The sequence below is a fragment of the Metabacillus litoralis genome (genome assembly GCF_020524045.1).
Lineage (GTDB): Bacteria > Bacillota > Bacilli > Bacillales > Bacillaceae > Metabacillus > Metabacillus litoralis_C.
In genome coordinates this window covers 18,029-34,965 of sequence record NZ_JAIVKL010000026.1, presented here as the reverse complement: position 1 = coordinate 34,965, position 16,937 = coordinate 18,029, and the positions used below count along the sequence as shown (strand labels likewise).

General features: G+C 34.1%; 16 protein-coding genes. 4 read left to right on the top strand and 12 right to left on the bottom strand.

Annotated features, from left to right (window positions below; all coding sequences use genetic code 11):
* Nucleotides 1-320: 320 nt before the first annotated feature.
* From LC076_RS22510 to LC076_RS22495, 4 genes are all read right to left on the bottom strand, one after another.
* Nucleotides 321-1,043 (bottom strand): alpha/beta hydrolase, encoded by a 723-nt coding sequence (locus LC076_RS22510; protein ID WP_226671395.1) that lies wholly within the window; start codon nt 1,041-1,043, stop codon nt 321-323.
* A 206-nt stretch (nt 1,044-1,249) separates the two neighbouring features.
* The gene (locus tag LC076_RS22505; protein ID WP_226671374.1) at nt 1,250-2,611 is read right to left on the bottom strand and encodes a UDP-N-acetylmuramoyl-tripeptide--D-alanyl-D-alanine ligase; all 1,362 of its coding nucleotides are present in this window, start codon (nt 2,609-2,611) and stop codon (nt 1,250-1,252) included.
* A 187-nt stretch (nt 2,612-2,798) separates the two neighbouring features.
* On the bottom strand, nt 2,799-3,881 hold the full coding sequence (locus LC076_RS22500; protein ID WP_226671373.1) for a D-alanine--D-alanine ligase: 1,083 nt from the start codon (nt 3,879-3,881) through the stop codon (nt 2,799-2,801).
* Between the two features lie 362 nt (nt 3,882-4,243).
* Entirely contained in the window at nt 4,244-4,996 is a 753-nt protein-coding gene (locus LC076_RS22495) for a hypothetical protein (protein ID WP_226671372.1), read from the bottom strand.
* A gap of 230 nt (nt 4,997-5,226) precedes the next feature.
* Between LC076_RS22495 and LC076_RS22490 the strand changes: the two genes are divergently transcribed.
* On the top strand, nt 5,227-5,808 hold the full coding sequence (locus tag LC076_RS22490) for a TIGR00730 family Rossman fold protein (RefSeq protein WP_226671371.1): 582 nt from the start codon (nt 5,227-5,229) through the stop codon (nt 5,806-5,808).
* A 191-nt stretch (nt 5,809-5,999) separates the two neighbouring features.
* Here LC076_RS22490 and LC076_RS22485 read toward each other — a convergent pair whose 3' ends face one another.
* Nucleotides 6,000-7,067 (bottom strand): AI-2E family transporter, encoded by a 1,068-nt coding sequence (locus tag LC076_RS22485; protein WP_226671370.1) that lies wholly within the window; start codon nt 7,065-7,067, stop codon nt 6,000-6,002.
* Between the two features lie 218 nt (nt 7,068-7,285).
* Here LC076_RS22485 and LC076_RS22480 point away from each other — a divergent pair, with 218 nt between their 5' ends.
* Nucleotides 7,286-7,741, top strand: coding sequence for a divergent PAP2 family protein (locus LC076_RS22480; RefSeq protein WP_264191657.1), 456 nt, complete (start codon nt 7,286-7,288; stop codon nt 7,739-7,741).
* Between the two features lie 206 nt (nt 7,742-7,947).
* On the opposite strand, the gene LC076_RS22475 is transcribed toward LC076_RS22480, so the two are convergent.
* A complete protein-coding gene (locus tag LC076_RS22475; protein ID WP_226671369.1) occupies nt 7,948-8,553 on the bottom strand; it encodes a class I SAM-dependent methyltransferase in 606 nt (201 codons plus the stop codon).
* 332 nt (nt 8,554-8,885) lie between these two features.
* Here LC076_RS22475 and LC076_RS22470 point away from each other — a divergent pair, with 332 nt between their 5' ends.
* Nucleotides 8,886-9,284, top strand: coding sequence for a hypothetical protein (locus LC076_RS22470; RefSeq protein ID WP_226671368.1), 399 nt, complete (start codon nt 8,886-8,888; stop codon nt 9,282-9,284).
* Nucleotides 9,285-9,704: 420 nt separating this feature from the next.
* Here the strand turns inward: LC076_RS22470 and LC076_RS22465 are convergent, their stop codons facing one another.
* From LC076_RS22465 to LC076_RS22445, 5 genes are all read right to left on the bottom strand, one after another.
* Nucleotides 9,705-10,226, bottom strand: a complete 522-nt coding sequence (locus tag LC076_RS22465; protein ID WP_264191656.1) for a YfiT family bacillithiol transferase — start codon at nt 10,224-10,226, stop codon at nt 9,705-9,707.
* Nucleotides 10,227-10,284: 58 nt separating this feature from the next.
* Entirely contained in the window at nt 10,285-10,749 is a 465-nt protein-coding gene (locus LC076_RS22460) for a GNAT family N-acetyltransferase (RefSeq protein ID WP_264191661.1), read from the bottom strand.
* Nucleotides 10,750-11,099: 350 nt separating this feature from the next.
* Nucleotides 11,100-11,885 carry an alpha/beta hydrolase gene (locus LC076_RS22455; RefSeq protein ID WP_226671366.1) on the bottom strand — a complete coding sequence of 262 codons (786 nt, stop codon included), beginning with the start codon at nt 11,883-11,885 and terminating at the stop codon, nt 11,100-11,102.
* A 620-nt stretch (nt 11,886-12,505) separates the two neighbouring features.
* Nucleotides 12,506-13,597, bottom strand: a complete 1,092-nt coding sequence (ribD, locus tag LC076_RS22450) for a bifunctional diaminohydroxyphosphoribosylaminopyrimidine deaminase/5-amino-6-(5-phosphoribosylamino)uracil reductase RibD (protein WP_226671365.1) — start codon at nt 13,595-13,597, stop codon at nt 12,506-12,508.
* On the bottom strand, nt 13,594-14,352 hold the full coding sequence (locus tag LC076_RS22445; protein WP_226671364.1) for a GTP cyclohydrolase II: 759 nt from the start codon (nt 14,350-14,352) through the stop codon (nt 13,594-13,596). Before LC076_RS22445 ends, ribD begins: the two co-directional genes overlap by 4 nt.
* Before the next feature lie 278 nt (nt 14,353-14,630).
* On the opposite strand from LC076_RS22445, the gene LC076_RS22440 reads away from it, so the two are divergent.
* Complete coding sequence (locus LC076_RS22440; RefSeq protein ID WP_226671363.1) at nt 14,631-14,951, top strand: thioredoxin family protein; 321 nt, start codon at nt 14,631-14,633, stop codon at nt 14,949-14,951.
* Nucleotides 14,952-15,638: 687 nt separating this feature from the next.
* On the opposite strand, the gene LC076_RS22435 is transcribed toward LC076_RS22440, so the two are convergent.
* Complete coding sequence (locus LC076_RS22435; RefSeq protein ID WP_226671362.1) at nt 15,639-16,772, bottom strand: IS110 family transposase; 1,134 nt, start codon at nt 16,770-16,772, stop codon at nt 15,639-15,641.
* Nucleotides 16,773-16,937 lie beyond the last annotated feature (165 nt).

Here is a 16,937-nt window from a genome sequence, read left to right as displayed (position 1 = left end):
GGAAAAACTGAGTATCGCCGAAACCCTTATATACGTTAGCATAGCGAACGAAGTACGACTAAACACATGGCAAAATCATTTTTATTTAATGCATATGCAACATCTTTAGCGTTTCTTCGTCTCCATTTCCTTCACACAAAAAATACCCTTCAACAACCAAGGGCAGCAGTTTACCTTATTTAAAGCCCGCAAACACTTTAAATGTAATCATACCACTACCACTAGCTTATTTCAACTTATTGTAAGATATATTCCTGTCCTCAAAAGACCAAAATCACTTACGAGAAGCATGTAAGCTCTTACTTTTACAGAATATTTATTTAGTGACTTGGATTCACATGTTTTACCTCATGATTATGGTCATGTAAGAAATCCTCTACAAGTTTCTTTAAATGTTCATAATCCTCTCCATGACAAACAAGATGCTTCGAGCATGGAAGTAAGCGTAATTCTTTCATCTTAGACGGAATCTTGTTATACAGGTAGTGAGCGCTTTTCACTGGTACAATACCATCACACTCACCCTGTACAATAAGCACAGGTAACGTTATTTTTTCTAAATAAGGCTTCATTACTTTAACTAACTTTTGAAATTCCAATGTTGAGCTTAGAGGAGTTTGAGCAATCTTTTTCTTATAGCGATTAAATAATTCATTTTCATAAATACTTCCCTTTACTAAATCTTTCATCATATCTTTAAGGTCAACCATAATCTGCTTCGGATTAACATAGTAAGCAGCAGCACTTAACAAAATCAACTTGCTCACATTGTAATTCGCAGCGAGATAAGAAGCGATGATTCCACCCATTGAAAAACCAATGATGTATACTTCATCAACTTCTTCCATCAGTTTAAGAAGCTCCCTTTCAGCATGTGAAACCCAGTCATTATATGTATGCCCTTTTAACGTGAGAGTTACTCCATGTCCCGGAAGGGTTGGAACTCTAATTACCCAATTTGTCGTTTCCTTTATATAATTCGCTAATGGCTCAACTTCGTATGGGGCCCCAGTAAAGCCATGTATAAAGAGACATCCTTTCAACATTTCTCCCTCCTTTACTAAAAGCGTATTCCACAAATTACAAACAAGTCACTGAGAAAAATGTAAAGCTTCTTACTCGGAAGAATTGCAGTTAGAAAAAGCCTGTAGTTGGGCTTTTTCATTAATCTTCCCTAGGAAAAATGCCTGGAACGGAAAACAACAACAAAGTTTAACATAGCCTTTATACAAAGGCTTTATTAATGACCTTAAATCAATCCGTCCACAACCTCTTCTAATTTCATTCCTCGAGATGCTTTTACAAGAACTACATCATTTTTGTTCATCACCGATTCTAGATGTTGTATTAATTGTTGTTTATCTTCAAAATGATGCACAAAATCTGCAGATTGATTCTCCCTTGCACCAATAGATATTTCCTTCCCAAGTTTTCCATAAGTTAAAATATGAGGTATGACATCTTTGTTTATCGATCGACCTACTTGACGATGAAATTCCTTTTCTTCGTTTCCTAATTCCAACATATCTCCGAGCACAACAAATTTGTTATCAAAACCTCTTAAATCTTCTAGTAAAGTGATAGCAGCTTGCATTGAAGTAGGACTTGCATTATATGCATCATTTATAATTGAAAAACCCTTCTTCGATTTAAGTAACTCTAAACGCATACCTGTAACCTTAATTGATTGAAATCCTTTTTTAATAGCATCTTTCTGTACATTAAAAGCTTCAGCCACTGCATATGCTGCTAATGCATTACTAACATTATGCTTACCTAAAACAGGGATGAAATAATCCTCTTCTTTAACTTTAAAAGAGGTTCCTGTTAATTCTTGACTTATATTTGTTGCATAGTAATCATTTTGACTATTTTCTCCGAAAGTCATTTTTGCCTTTTGAATCGTTGGTACTTTTTCTTGCAAAAGTGGTTCATCACCATGATATATTAACAAACCATCTTCTTTAAGTCCTTCTGCTATCTCAAGCTTCGCTTCTGCAATAGCATCTCTAGAACCTAAATCAAGCAAATGGGCCTCACCAATATTAGTAATAACCGCAACATCAGGATGTGCCATTTTAGAAAGGAGTTCAATTTCCCCTCGACCACTCATTCCCATCTCTAAGATAGCAACTTCCGTTTCTTCTTTCATGCTCAAAATCGTTAATGGCAAACCAATATGATTATTAAAATTACCCTTTGTTTTATGTACTTTAAACGTGGTTTCTAAAACTGCAGCGACCATATCCTTTGTTGTCGTTTTACCATTACTTCCTGTAATACCAACTACTTTTACATCTAATTGTTCATTATAATTCTTTGCAAGTGATTGAAGAGCAAGAAGTGTATCTTCAACGAAAATTACAGGTACCTCATTTGGCGGATTAACTTCGGATTTCTCCCAAATGACCGCAGCTGCTCCATTTTTTATCGCTTTTTCTACAAATTCATGTCCATTATAAACATCACCGACTAATGGAAAAAACAAATTACCCCCTTCAACCTGGCGAGAATCTGTAGTTACTCCTGATATGGATATGTTTCTTTGCTCGTCATTTAATCCAGAACCATTTACCATTTTTTCTATATGAGCTAATGTTTTCTTTATCATATGTAATGCTCCTTTCCTTTTAAAAAATCATCATTACTACACAATGGACTAAAAAGAGGAACTGATTTTAATGCATTCAGTTCCTCTTCTAGTCAGATCTTACATAACGTTCATTTCCTGTCACTTGCAGTAAACTTCATTGAAAAGCTTTATTAATCTAAAAACCAAGATTTATTTTTTTAAATAATTAAACCGTATGTTTAATTTTCTGTTTTTGCTCAAACCGTTCTAAAGCAAGCTTAACAAGCTTTTCTATTAATTGAGGGTATTCCAAGCCTGTATGCTTCCACATTAATGGGAACATACTAAATGGTGTGAACCCAGGCATCGTATTTACTTCATTAATCAATGCCTTTCCATCTTGTGTTAAGAAAAAGTCAGCACGTACTAAGCCAGATCCATCAATTGCTTTAAATGAAGTGATCGCCATCTCTTCAATCAATTTATACTCCGCTTCTGTAATATTTCCCGGAATTATTAAGTCCGTGTCACCATCTTCATATTTTGCTTTATAATCATAGAATGCTTTTTTAGGAGCTATTTCTCCAACAACAGAACAAATTGGATCATCATTTCCTATCACTGCAATCTCAATTTCTCGTCCTGAAATACCTTCTTCAATAATAATTTTTCGGTCATATTCAAAAGCTTCTTTTATAGCAGCTTCTAAACCTTGTCGATCATCACATTTATTTATACCAACACTAGACCCTAAATTAGCAGGCTTTACAAAACAAGGATAACCTAGTGAATTTTCAACTTCCTCATACACTTCTAGTGGTGATTCATCATAATCCTTTTTAATAAAATGTACATATTTAGCTTGCGCAAGGCCGGCTTGTGCGAATAAATTTTTCATCACAACCTTATCCATTCCTGCAGCAGATGCAAGTACACCATTCCCAACATAAGGGATATTCATTAATTCAAGTAATCCTTGAACTGTTCCATCTTCACCATTTGGTCCATGAAGTAATGGAAAAATCACATCAATTTTTTCGGAATTCTCCACTTTTGTTGGAAACAAATCTGCGTTTAAAGAAACTGGCGAAATCAAATTTCCACTGTTTTCTAATTTTAATGTATTAACTTCCTTAACAGGCTCTTGTATTGCTTGACCTCTTATCCATTCACCGTTTTCTTTAATATATATTGGATGAATATCGAATTTACTCATATCTAACGCATTTATAACCGCAAGGGCTGTTTGCAGAGAAACATTATGTTCCGCAGACTTCCCACCATATATTAGACCTAATTTCATTTTCATGTAGGTTTCCTCCTCAGTACTTTCATCATTCCTATTTTATCACTTTAGTGCAAAATTGTTATTAATGATTCATTTATTTCTTAATAAATTTCCATCCTTTTCTAGAAAGGCTGGTTTCGTAAACTTTGTTGCTTTTAAATACTTGATGGAAACAGCACTATATAAAGTCTAGTGGCATCTTTTCTAATAGAATAGTACCTTTTATGCGATGTAAACACTGTTTCTAATAAAGAATTATGTCAATTAGCAACAATCTTTCAGAAAAGAGCCTCTAGAAAAATCATAAAATATACTAATGAGGAATTTTGTATAGTGAAAACTCATATAACTTTCTTAATGTCTAGCGCTCTTTATAAGTCTCATTATTTCTTTTTGGCAACAAACGTGAAAACCTCACAATTCGAAAAATCTTCCTCATTCTCCACTTGATAATCACCAATAACTGTTACCTCGCTAAAACCAATTCTTTCAAGAATTAATTTAAATTCCTTCATACCAAACCAAATAAACGAATGAAGCTTTCGTTCCTTTGCTTTCAACTCTCCATCTTGCCAATTTTCAATTGAAAGCAAGTAACTTGCTGTTTGCTGAAAAAAATCAATTTCACGAATAGAGGATTCTAATATAGTTAGTTTTTCATTTTCACCATGTATCTTTTCTTCACTTTTGTTTACAAAGAGTTCCTTCTGAATGAATAGATCAACAATCATTTCTCCATCAACTTTCAAAGAATCATAAAGGCTTTTCAAAGCTTTAATTGCTTTTTTTCTTTCAGACATCGTCAACACCCCTCCAACTGGAATGAAAATGACATCATATAATAAAGGGAGTTTGAGCCTGTTAATTGATGCTTTATAGATGGAACCATTATCATTTTTCTCTACCAAGACATTGTTTTTAGGTGTTGTTTCCTCACCTTCTAAGAGTATTAATTTATCTACTTTATAATCACTGGCTTGAAGTAATTGCTGTTGATGGTTTATAACCACCTCTAATAATCTACCGCGTATTTTCTTTATCTTCTGTTCATAAAATTCAAAAGGAGCATTCTCTCCTTTTGTACTTAGTAACTCATTACTGTTTTTCATCACGAACCAACGAAAATCAACGATCATCTTTATCTCTCCTAAATAACATTCATATGTATCCATTTTCTCTCTTATTCATGAAAATTATGTAAATATTATTCAAGACAAAAGTGTCTTGCTGTTCCAATGATGATTTGTAAAATTTAAAAAAGTTATTGTTTTCAAACGATACAAAACAAACTACACTAAAAAAGGTATAGAAGTCATTGCTATTACTTTATTTAATCTTTCCAAAACCTAAAAGGATGTGGATTTCAATGAAACGAATTAGTGTTTTTTGTGGATCAAGTACTGGTGCATCTCCTTTATATGCTGAATCAGCTAAGCGTCTTGGTACACAGATAGCAAAAGAAGGATTAACACTTGTATATGGTGGTTCCAAAGTTGGAATCATGGGCGTTGTTGCAAATGCAGCCTTAGATGCTGGCGGCGAGGTGATTGGTGTTATACCTAAAATGTTAATGGAACGTGAAATAGCACATACAGAAATTTCAGAATTAATTGTTGTTAATACAATGCATGAACGAAAAGCAAAAATGGAAGAGCTCTCAGATGGATTTGTTGTTTTACCAGGTGGACCTGGCACAATGGAGGAATTCTTCGAAGTATACACATGGGCACAATTAGGTGAACATAAAAAACCAATTGGTATCTTGAATAGCAATCATTATTATGATAAATTACTTACCTTTTTTGACCATATGATTCAAGAACAATTTCTTAAACCTGAATATCATTCAATGATTATTGTTGAGGAAGACCCAAAGCCATTGATTGAAAAGTTCTTCACTTATGATCCTCCTCCACTAACTAAATGGATTACACGTCAACAAACTTAATCAAGATAGACCACCTTTTCGCTTCTCGCCATTAAGAATTGCTTATGAATGGAAGGCAAGAATACCTTCTATTCATAGCCTATTTTTATTCTAGGATTAAATAACCTTGGAGCTTTCTCTTTCTCTGTACCTAAGCTACCTAGCTACAGCAGTCTAATACATCTCCAAACCCCAAGGTGCTTTCATTATCTTCAACTGTACCGTAGTTTGTAAAAACGGATCGCATTGTTTATTGTTACTTTAAAAACAGAGTAAACTGGGATAACGATTAAGATTCCAATGAATCCATACATGCTTCCTGCTGCGAGTAATAGTAGGATAATAGTCAATGGATGCAATTTCAAACGATTTCCTATTACTAAAGGGGAAACTAAATTACCCTCTAATTGTTGCACGATGAGTAGGACAATACCAATTTTAACAAGCATAAAAGGATCGTACATTAACCCAACAAATAGAGCAGGTAACACACCTAACAATGGCCCTAAGATTGGGACAATCGCTGTGATCACAACAAACAGAGCTAATACTAATGCATAATCAAGTCCAATAATTAAATAACCAATATACATTAATACTCCATTGACACACGCAACAATCATTTGCCCAACAATATAAGTAGATAGAGTTGTATGAATATCTGATAAAATTCGTTTACCTTCTTTTTCATGATTTTCTGGGATAAATTTTAATAAGTATGGTGAAAAGCGATCATCATCCTTTAATAAATAAAACAAAATGAAAGGAACAATAATTAACACCGTAGCAAAATTTGCTATGGCTGAAAGAACATCTACAATATGACTGCTTAGATTTTCAACAGAATCGGTTAAATATGAAAAGACAGTTTCCCTTACATTCTCAGTTTCTAGAAAAGGAATATTATTTTCATTAATGTATTTCTCTGTTTTGCCAACAGATTCTTCGAATGTACTAGGTAACTCAGTGGTGATTTGATTAATCTGAGTTTGCACAACATCACCCATCGAATAAACTAAACCCGTTAATCCTCCTACAATCAAACCAAACACTAAAAATATACTAACAGGCCTGTTAATAAAGCGCGGTTTCTCTACAAATAAAACAACTGGACGAATGAGATAATAAAAAAACCCTGCTATTAATATCGGAAGGAATAACGTCTCAATTAATGTTAAAATTGGTTCAACTAAATAATCGAGTTTACCTAATAAAAGCAAAACGATTAACACTAAAATAGCCGCTGTTAAATATTTAAAAAACGAATGTTTAATCCACATTTATTTTCTCCTTTCATCTATGTATACTCATCCTTTTCCCTTCTCTTTTACACTTGAACCATTTATTTCAAATCGATTATTTTGCGGGAAATAATTTGTCAAAATATGACGAAGTATTTATAACCTCTACTTGAACGATTAAATTTTTTTTAATTGCTTTTCATAAATGGAATATAGAAATGAATTTGATGAACACTACTAGTAGAGGGGTGAGTATGATGAATCGAGGAATTTGGACAGCTCTTTCTGGTATTGGCATTGCTCAAGGTTTAAAGGTGTTTACAAATAAAAAAGTAAATAACGAATGGGATTGGCGACCAATATTTCAAACAGGTGGTATGCCTAGCTCTCATTCTGCCGGGGTTTCTGCATTAGCTACGTATGTAGCGACAAAAAAAGGATTTAATTCTACCGATACAGCACTAGCCGTTATTTTTGGGATTATCGTTATGTATGATGCTCAAGGAATAAGAAGACACACTGGAGAAATCGCTAAAATAGTAAATGATATTGATGCAGATATTGAAGTGTTGTCTGGTCATATGCCTGGACTTTTTCATGTAAAACAAGAAAAAGAATTAAATGAATTGCTAGGGCATCAACCTGCAGAGGTTGCTGGAGGAGCATTACTAGGCATTTTAATAGGTCTTGTAAGCTCAGCACTTGAAAAGTAAGTATATCTCTATAAAAGGCCACAACACAGCGGAATATTTTGTTTAGCTTGTAGAAAAATAATGGTAAGCCCTTCAGACTGATTGAAACACTTGCTTTTCTAAAGTAAGTCTTTGTTCAATACGTGTGCTAAAAAATGCGCACCATAACAAAGTACAAATTGAAAAAGCAAACGTTTATAAACAGTCTGAAAAGGGTCAGCCTGATATTATTCACCTTTAACTGCTGTCACGCAAACAGCTAATTCCGGGCGAATCCGTTTAAATTGCACCTTTATATCTAAAAAACCACACGTTGTTAAATCATTAAAAATCTGTTTGGCAAACATCCTAGTTTTTGCAGAGCTTGCATTTTCTTCTCGAGGCTGCATAGTTATCGCAATTTTACCTTTTGGTTTTAAAGAATCGTAAAGATTAGCCAATCCTTTCTCTGGATGATCCCAAATTGTGTAGTTATTCACTGTCATGATTTTATTGTATGTACAAGGATTTAAGTTAACTTTTTCTACATCACCTATCATTAGGTGTACTTTTTGATTTTTGATATCATGATCTAATCTTTTCGCTGCTTGTTTCTGCATCGTTTCTGAAACATCAATACCATCAATCATAATGTTTTTATGTTGCTTCAAGATTTTCTCCATACTCATTCCACTACCATATCCAATTTCAAGGACTACATCATGATCTTTTATCCCTAACGACGAGATGGTCCAAGAATTTAATTTCCTATTCTCCAAAGCCATAATCTTTCCAGCAATCACTCCTAAAAATCCATCAGGTTTACTAAATTGCTTCTTAAAGGATTTAATCATTTTTCCCACCTCATTCATTATCATATAAATAGCACTTTTTTGATAAAAGTAAACCTATTAGGTGGATTTTTAACATTTAGGAAGAATGATATAAACAGATTCATGTGGCACTTTGCAAATGTACTTGATATAACCAAGATTATAGTTATAAAGGAGAAATGAAAGAAAACAACGAATAAGTATAGAGGAAATTCGGTACTCTAAAAAAATGCTTTTGAAGTCATCACAGGGGATGTTGTTACTTATAACAGGCATTCATTACTATCCCTACCACTATTTAAAGTCTGCTAAAAAGGCAAAGTTATCATATCAAGAGGTTTGGAGAGATTGTTATGGAGGATATATATTTACAAGCTGCGGCAATTGTAGTTGCTGTTATTTCAGTTTTAATTGCTATTTTTCAATTTATGCTTTTCTTAGGTTTACCATTGGCAGACTACAGCTGGGGCGGTAAATATCAAGGTGTACTACCGAAAAGAATGCGATACCTAAGCTTGCCCTCAGCATTGCTATTACTTTCATTTGGTTTTATTTTTTTAATTCATACTAGAATTTTTTCATTTGAGTTCGATTTACCTACGAACTTTTTTGTGTGGACGATTACTATTTTTATGGGGTTAAATACTTTGGGAAATCTAGCTTCAAAAAGTACAAAAGAAAGAATAGTGATGACCCCTTTAGCTTGTACAATGTTTATATCTTGCTTATTTGTTTTAATTTTTAGCAAGTAATTTTTTTGTGGTCTAAGAGGCTAGGACAAAATTTTAAAAAACATCGAAAATAACGAATAACCCGAAATAGTAGGCATTAATTAAACATCACCTAATAATTCGGATTTATCGTTAGCTTAAATACTTATATCCCGGTTTCCCTAGAGAAGCCAACTAAACTTATTAAACTACGCAGATTAAATGGAACATAAAATTTTAAGGCTCTGTTAAACTTTTTGGTTGATTTCCGTTACAGGCATTCGCTTTCCCGGGAAAAAAGTATCTTTTTTCCTAGGTCCGGAAGCCTCCTCGGCGCAAGCGCCTGTGGGGTCTCCCTTCGACACGCTTCTCTAAGCAGGAGTCTCATGCCTTTCACTCCAATCAACCAAGTGCTAAAAATCAACCATAAGCTTTAACATAGCCAATCTTAAATACATTCTTTTAATGCACTTGCACTAATTTAATATGTTCAATATGATGTTTTCCATGCCATGAATAAAGTGCAGTATTTATCATCAATGACATTTCTTTTTTACTTTCCGGATGATAGAAAGTTTGATTAAAATCATTGAATGACATTGATCTTAACAAGTAAGACCAACGCTTGTGAAGGGAATGAAGTAAATCAAGAGAGAACTCAACTGGTTGAAGTGTAGAATCAGGTAACTCAGCCCATATTTTCTCATCATACGGTTTTATTGTTGGCTTATCTTCTGTAAGAGCTAATTTAAAACGGATATAGCTATTCATATGGCTATCGGCCAAATGGTGAACAATTTGTCTTGCTGTCCAGCCCCCAGGTCTATAGGAGGTATCAATTAAAGATTCTGATAAAGCATCAAGTGCTTTTGTTAATTGACCTGGCATTTGTTCAATATCATTTATCCATTGATTAATATCTTCTTTACTGATTTGCTTTGGAACAACAAACTCACCAATTGGATACTGAAGATTTTTTCTCAATATGTTCACTCCCCTAAAAACTGTTTTGGATCTTCATTGCCAACATTTGTGTTGAGGGTTAAAGATGTAGTATCATTCGAACTGTTTTTAGCATATGACCATCAAATAAATCATCATATTCTGTTTCAATAACAAATCCTCTAGCTTTATAAAAAGATAGGCCACTTTCATTTTCTTTCTCAACATTTACATATACTTTTTTCACATTTGGAAATAGCTTTATCCCTTCATCTAATAGGGCTGTGCCGATCCCTTTTTCTTGATACTCTTTATATAAATAAATTGCGCCTAACTCTACCTTAGATTCATTTTTTAAAGGTATAAAATTAACAAACCCAATAATTTCTCCGTCTATTTCAGCTACTAAAAATACCGTGTTTAACAGACGTTTTTCTAGCATTTCATCAGAATATGCCGTATGTATAAAGTTCTCTTGTATTTCGACAGGAATGATTCCCTCGTAGGTAGTGTTCCAACTAGTTTTTGCAACACGTTGAACACTTTGAATATCTTGTTTTGTCATACTACGAACATTTATATTCACTTTATCAACCTCATTTAAAACAGTTTTATATTACAAATTATAACATTTATTCTTCTAACTTTGTTAAACTTTGTTATAGATTAACATGACAGTTCGAGCTTTAACATAGCTATTCTTGTAGATGTGAACATTCTTTAAAATCGAACAAAACACTACTTAGTAACATTTATCATAGGATTAAATTGTTTAGAGATATTTCTAAATCTATTTGAGTTTATGTCGAACATAATGGAGAAAAGCTAAAATTAAAGTGTTTACAAAACAGTGGATAACTATATGATTTTGGGGATAACTTGTGGATAACCAGGTTAGTTATCCACCATTATGATCTATAGAACACGAACTTCACTAGTTTTAATGCATTCATTATCTTCTAAAATGTTTATATTCTTGTGGATAGAATCCACGATAAGTGGAGCATCATAATCCATTGAAGCCACATGATATGAATTTTCTAAAACAATTTGTTTTTTATTCTTTGAAGTAACATTGTTCAATATAAAGTCTGAGTTTGAAGGAGATACAACATTATCAATTGCAGATTTAAAGATGACAGCAGGACAAGTAACTTGTTCAACTTTTTTCTTTGTGTCTTCCATTAGAGATAACAATTGCTGTATTGCGTTTAGCGGAACTTTATCATAAGTAATTTCAAACACGGAATCCTTTTTTATATCTGGAGAATCCTCATCAATAAATCTTGGTGTTTTGCTATCTATTAAATCCTGATAAGCAACTTCTGTAACTGCCGCATTTATAAGAAATACCCCATTAATATGTTGATTTCTTGCTGCAAGTTGCAATGTTAAAGCCCCACCCATAGATTGACCTACAATATACACAGTAGAGCAAGAAGTTTTTAATTGTTCATACGCTGTTTGTAAATCAGAAATCCAATCATTATACGTACAATCTTCCATCTCCAGATAATACGTTCCATGTCCTGATAACCTTGGAATCGATATTGTGTAACCATAAGTAGATAATTGTTCACCTATAAATTGCATACTCTGTGGCGTTCCATTAAATCCATGACATAGCAAGATTCCTATATGATTTCCAGAGAAGTATATGCTTTCCGCTCCATTGATCACAGGATAATGATTACTTTTCATCTTACTTCCCCCTATTCTTTTTGAAACATTTATTTGAATATAATTAATATAATAATTCTTATGAGTTTACTTGGTTTTATTTTACATCATATTTTCTTACAAGACAATACCACTTTAATACAAAATAAAAAAAGCTAAAAGTCGTTAAACCTTAGCCCTATCATATAGCAAATGGGATTTATTTTTTTCCACGAGAGCTATTAGTTGAAACTAGACAACCTTACATGCATGTGAATGTTTATACTTCTTAGTTCAATAATACATGAGGCTGGGACATAAGTATTAAAGCTAACGATAAACCCGAATTATTAGGTGATTATTTCAATTAATCATTCTCCTAATGATTCGGGTTTTTATTTGCTGTCTTCAATTATAATTTTTGATTTTGTATACTTATTCTAAGAACTAGTGGAATGGAGCGGAAGACAATCGACTCCTACGGGAATAGAGGAAAGGCTAAGACCCCGCAGGCATGCCGAGGAGGCTTAGCTTCCTCCCCGTGGAAAGCGAGTGTCTGCAGCGCAATGGAACGAACTTATTTCTTTCAGCTTAACTGAATTTAGACTTATTCGTCTTTTTGTATGACTCCTTTAATCATGCCCCAGCCTCTCTCATTTACTTCATGAATAAACAGGATAACCAGTATATCTAAAATCTTTACCAATTTTGTTTATTTCCAGTTCCTCAAGTTCTATAGCATTTGCCATTTTTTCGATCCCTTCACCTGCAAAAAAACTAGGTGATTGTTTTCCACCAATTAATTTAGGAGCAACATATAACACAAGCTTGTCCACCAATTGTTCATTAAGGAAAGATGCATTCACTTCTCCTCCACCTTCAATTAGTACAGATGCAACATTTTGCTCGCCTAAAATATTCAATGTATCTTGTAAATCAACGCGATTTTTTCCTTTTGTGACAAATACTTTCACACCTAGATTTTCTAACTCTCGCTTCACTTCATGATTGAAATTTTCCGATGTAAATATCCATGTGTCAGCTTTTTGATCTGTAAGTACTTTACTCTTTAGAGGTATACGTAGTGTGCTATCTAAAATAATTCTAAGGGGGTTTCGACCATTAGGTATTCTTGTGGTCAACTCAGGATCATCTTTTATTACCGTATGAACACCTACCAAGATGCCTGTGTTTTCATTTCGTAAATGATGAACATCAAGACGTGCTTCTTCAGAAGTAATCCATTTGCTGTCCCATGTATAAGAGGAAATTTTCCCATCTAAAGTTGTTGCTGCTTTTAATGTCATAAACGGCTGTTTTTTCACAATAAACTTATTGAAAACTTCGTTCATTTTTCTTGACTCTTCTTCACAAACTCCAACAATAACTTCAATATTTGCTTTCTCTAAAATGCTTACACCATTTCCCGCTACAATAGGGTTAGGATCAAGGGTGGCAATGATGACTTTTTTTATCCCTGCTGCCACTAGTGCTTCAGCACAAGGACCTGTTCGACCGTGATGTGAACAAGGCTCAAGAGTGACATAAATTGTTCCCCCCTTCGCTAGCTCACCAGCCATGCGTAATGCATGAATTTCTGCATGAGGTCCTCCAGCTTTTAAATGGGCACCAACACCAACAATTCGATGATCATTCACTATAACTGCACCAACAAGTGGATTAGGATCTGTTTGTCCTTTCATTGCCTTTGCATTGTCTAAAGCGAGTCTCATATAAAATTCATGTTCACTCAAATTGGATATCCTCCTCGGAAATGTCCTGCTTTCTCCATTTTAGTTTCAAGATAGTGTTTATTATACATTGAAATATCCCCCCATAAAGAAACCCTTCCAGAAACATTTGCACCAGATTTTTTTAATGCTTCTAACTTATTAGGGTTGTTTGTTATTAATGTAACTGGTAACTCACGAAGGAATTTCAATACTCTAATTGGTTCATCATAATTACGGCTATCATCTTCAAATCCTAAATATTCATTCGCCTCAACAGTATCTAGACCTTCTTCTTGTAGAAGATATGCCATCGCTTTGCTAAATAAACCTATACCTCTACCTTCATGATTTGCAAGATAAAAAATCGCTCCAGATCCATGCTCAGAAATCATTTTCATCGAATTTTTCAATTGAAATCCACAGTCACAACGTTTACTTCCAAAAATATCACCAGTATGACAAATACTATGCATGCGGATCAAAGCTTCTTCACTAGTTTCAAAGTCACCATAAGTTAATACACTTGATTGCTGACTATTTGCTAAATTTGCTGTTGCTAAGCTCTTTATTAAAAGATCCTTTTGTTCCTCTAAAGGAAGGTCCAAAGAATTCTCCACCTCTAACCAACTGTACCAGTTAAAATTCACTGTTTCTCCATCTAATTGAACTGGTAATTTAATAGGGCCAACAATAAATGTATGACCTGAATCATGAGAAATACCATTTATCTTCTTTTTCAAAGCTATCAATGATGGTTGTTCAGTTGCTTCTATCATTATTTTTCCTCCTAATATATTTGTTAAATGATCTATTATAAAAAAAGTTTAAATTTTATGGTTACTTATTGTAAGTAAGTTTAAATTCGCTAGTTCAATAAGTCAATTTTCTATGCTTATTTTCTCTAAAAAAATGATACAGCTAAATGTAGTAATATCCCATAACACAAAATTTGGCTATTATTTATATATGCGATACAAATTTTCTTGAAACTAGCATATATCAATACCTTTAATTTATATATAATTAGGGTAAAATAGGAATCGAGGTGATATTAATGGAACACGTAAAAACTGAAGAGAAATTCAAAGATTTAATAAATAGTAATGAACCCGTTGTTTTAAAATTCTTTACAGATTGGTGTCCTGATTGTAAAAGAATGGACATGTTTTTACCAACTGTTTTTGAAGAAGTGGAAAATGTCTCAATGTATGAAATTAATAAAGATGATTTACCCGAAATTGCTGAAAAATACAATGTAATGGGTATTCCAAGCTTACTAGTTTTTAAGAACGGTGAAAAACAAGCACATTTACATAGCGCAAATGCAAAAACACCTGATCAAGTAATCGAATTTCTTACTAACTCAATAAAATAATTAAAAAGAGAGACTGGGACATAATTAAAGAAGTCATACAAAAAGACGAATAAATCTAAATTCAGTTAAGCTGAAAGAAATAAGTTCGTTCCATTGCGCTGCAGACACTCGCGTTCCAGGGGAGGAAGCTGAGCCTCCTGATATGAACGAAACTGTCAAGGCCCCCACTCAACTATAGGATTTGGTTTATTTTTGGGAAGCTTTAAGTAGAGAAGCTCTTTTTGGCTTCTTTGCTTTGTTGTCTAATAGTCTTCTGACTAGAGTATCTCCTTCTTTAGCTTACCAACCCAACCTCAATTCTTAGAATGGCTGTCAAGTGCTCTCCTTGACTGCTATTCTAAGAATTGAGAGACTGTTTTAAGCTAAGGAAGAAAGTGAGCATCTATCATTCCTCCAAAATTAGTTAGGTGAATAGATGGTAAGAACACGGCACGAAGGCAAAAATCTCTACTGCGGTTAGTATCCTGATATTCGTGGGTTATCACATTTTATCTTTCCGTATAAAGGACTTATCCACTAACTCGGCGCGTGCGTTAACCTATTGAAGATTAGCACAGAGGAGGCAAGTGGGTTTTCCTTTCCGGTATTACTCTTTGCCTTCGAGTCCTATTCTCATCGATCTATTTTAAAATTCAACCTCGTAACTATAGTCATATCTTTTTTATATTTCACTTAGTCATTCCGTAGTCATCCATTTTTACATGGTAACCCAGTCCTAGAAGCCTCTTTTACTTCTTGTGTAATCGCCCAAATAAAGCCTGCCAACTCTCTTGCCACTGCGGTAACTACTTTTCCGCCTTCTTTCCCTTTAGATAATAGTCGGTAGTATCTTTGATGGAGCCTGTTTTGAGCTTTCCAAGATATCGCTTGAATTGTTGGATCTAGTCCATTTTGTCGTCTCTTTAACTCTCCTTTGACTGCGGGTTTATATCGATAACTCCATGCAGACTCAATTAATAAGCGTCTAACATGGCGATTTCCTGTTTTCGTAATCTCGCCTTGACTTCTTCTATCACCACTAGAGGATTCACTCGGAATAAGTCCAACATAGGCCATAAACTTTTTAGCAGTTGGGAAACGTTTAAAAGAACCTATTTCTGCCACAAGACTTGTCGCAGTTATAAGGGCAACACCCCTTAATGATTGTAAAGCTTGAATCGTTGGTGCATGGATACCTTCAGTTGCTTCTACTTTAATTTCCTTTTCAAGTCTTAAAATACGTTGTTCTAACTCTTTTATTTGATGATAATACTCTTGAAACACCATTGTTAAAGATGACTTTTCAAATTTCAATGCATTCAGCCACTCACGATACCTTTTTGTCCATCTATTTACTCCAGCTGGTGGTTTAATATTATGACGTAATAAAAATTTAGTTAAACGATGTTTAGCTCTTAACTCATCTTCTTTTGCATCTTCACGTGCTCTAACAAGATCCCGAAGAGCTTCATCTTCTGAATTTGGAACATATATAGAAGTTAACTCACCCGAACGATATAAATGAGCGAGTCGTATGGAATCTCTACGGTCAGTTTTTATTCGCTCACCTGGTCTTTGTGGAATTAGAGATGGTGCAATCACTTCACAATGAACTCCCAAAGTAGTTAACAATCTATATAATGGGTACCCAGTTGGACCAGCTTCATAACAAAATCTTAGAGTGTGAGTCTCCCCAAGTTTTTTGACTAACTTCCTCATTGCTTCTGGTGTGTGAGGAATCATACCATAGTATCTTGGTTCTTCACGACCCTCTTCAGCAATAGCAACTGCAATTTTATCTTTTGACACGTCTAAACCTACGTATTTTATGGTATCCTTCATAATAACTAGCTCCTTCCGTAATGTAGCTCTGATTTGGTTTTTTGTTTACTGTTCATAAACATTATGACCAAAGTAACCTACGAATTTACGAGTAAGGAGCTAGTTTCGTTCATGATAACTCGGCAAGCCTGTGGGGTCTCAGCCTTTCCTCAATTCTAAGTAGGT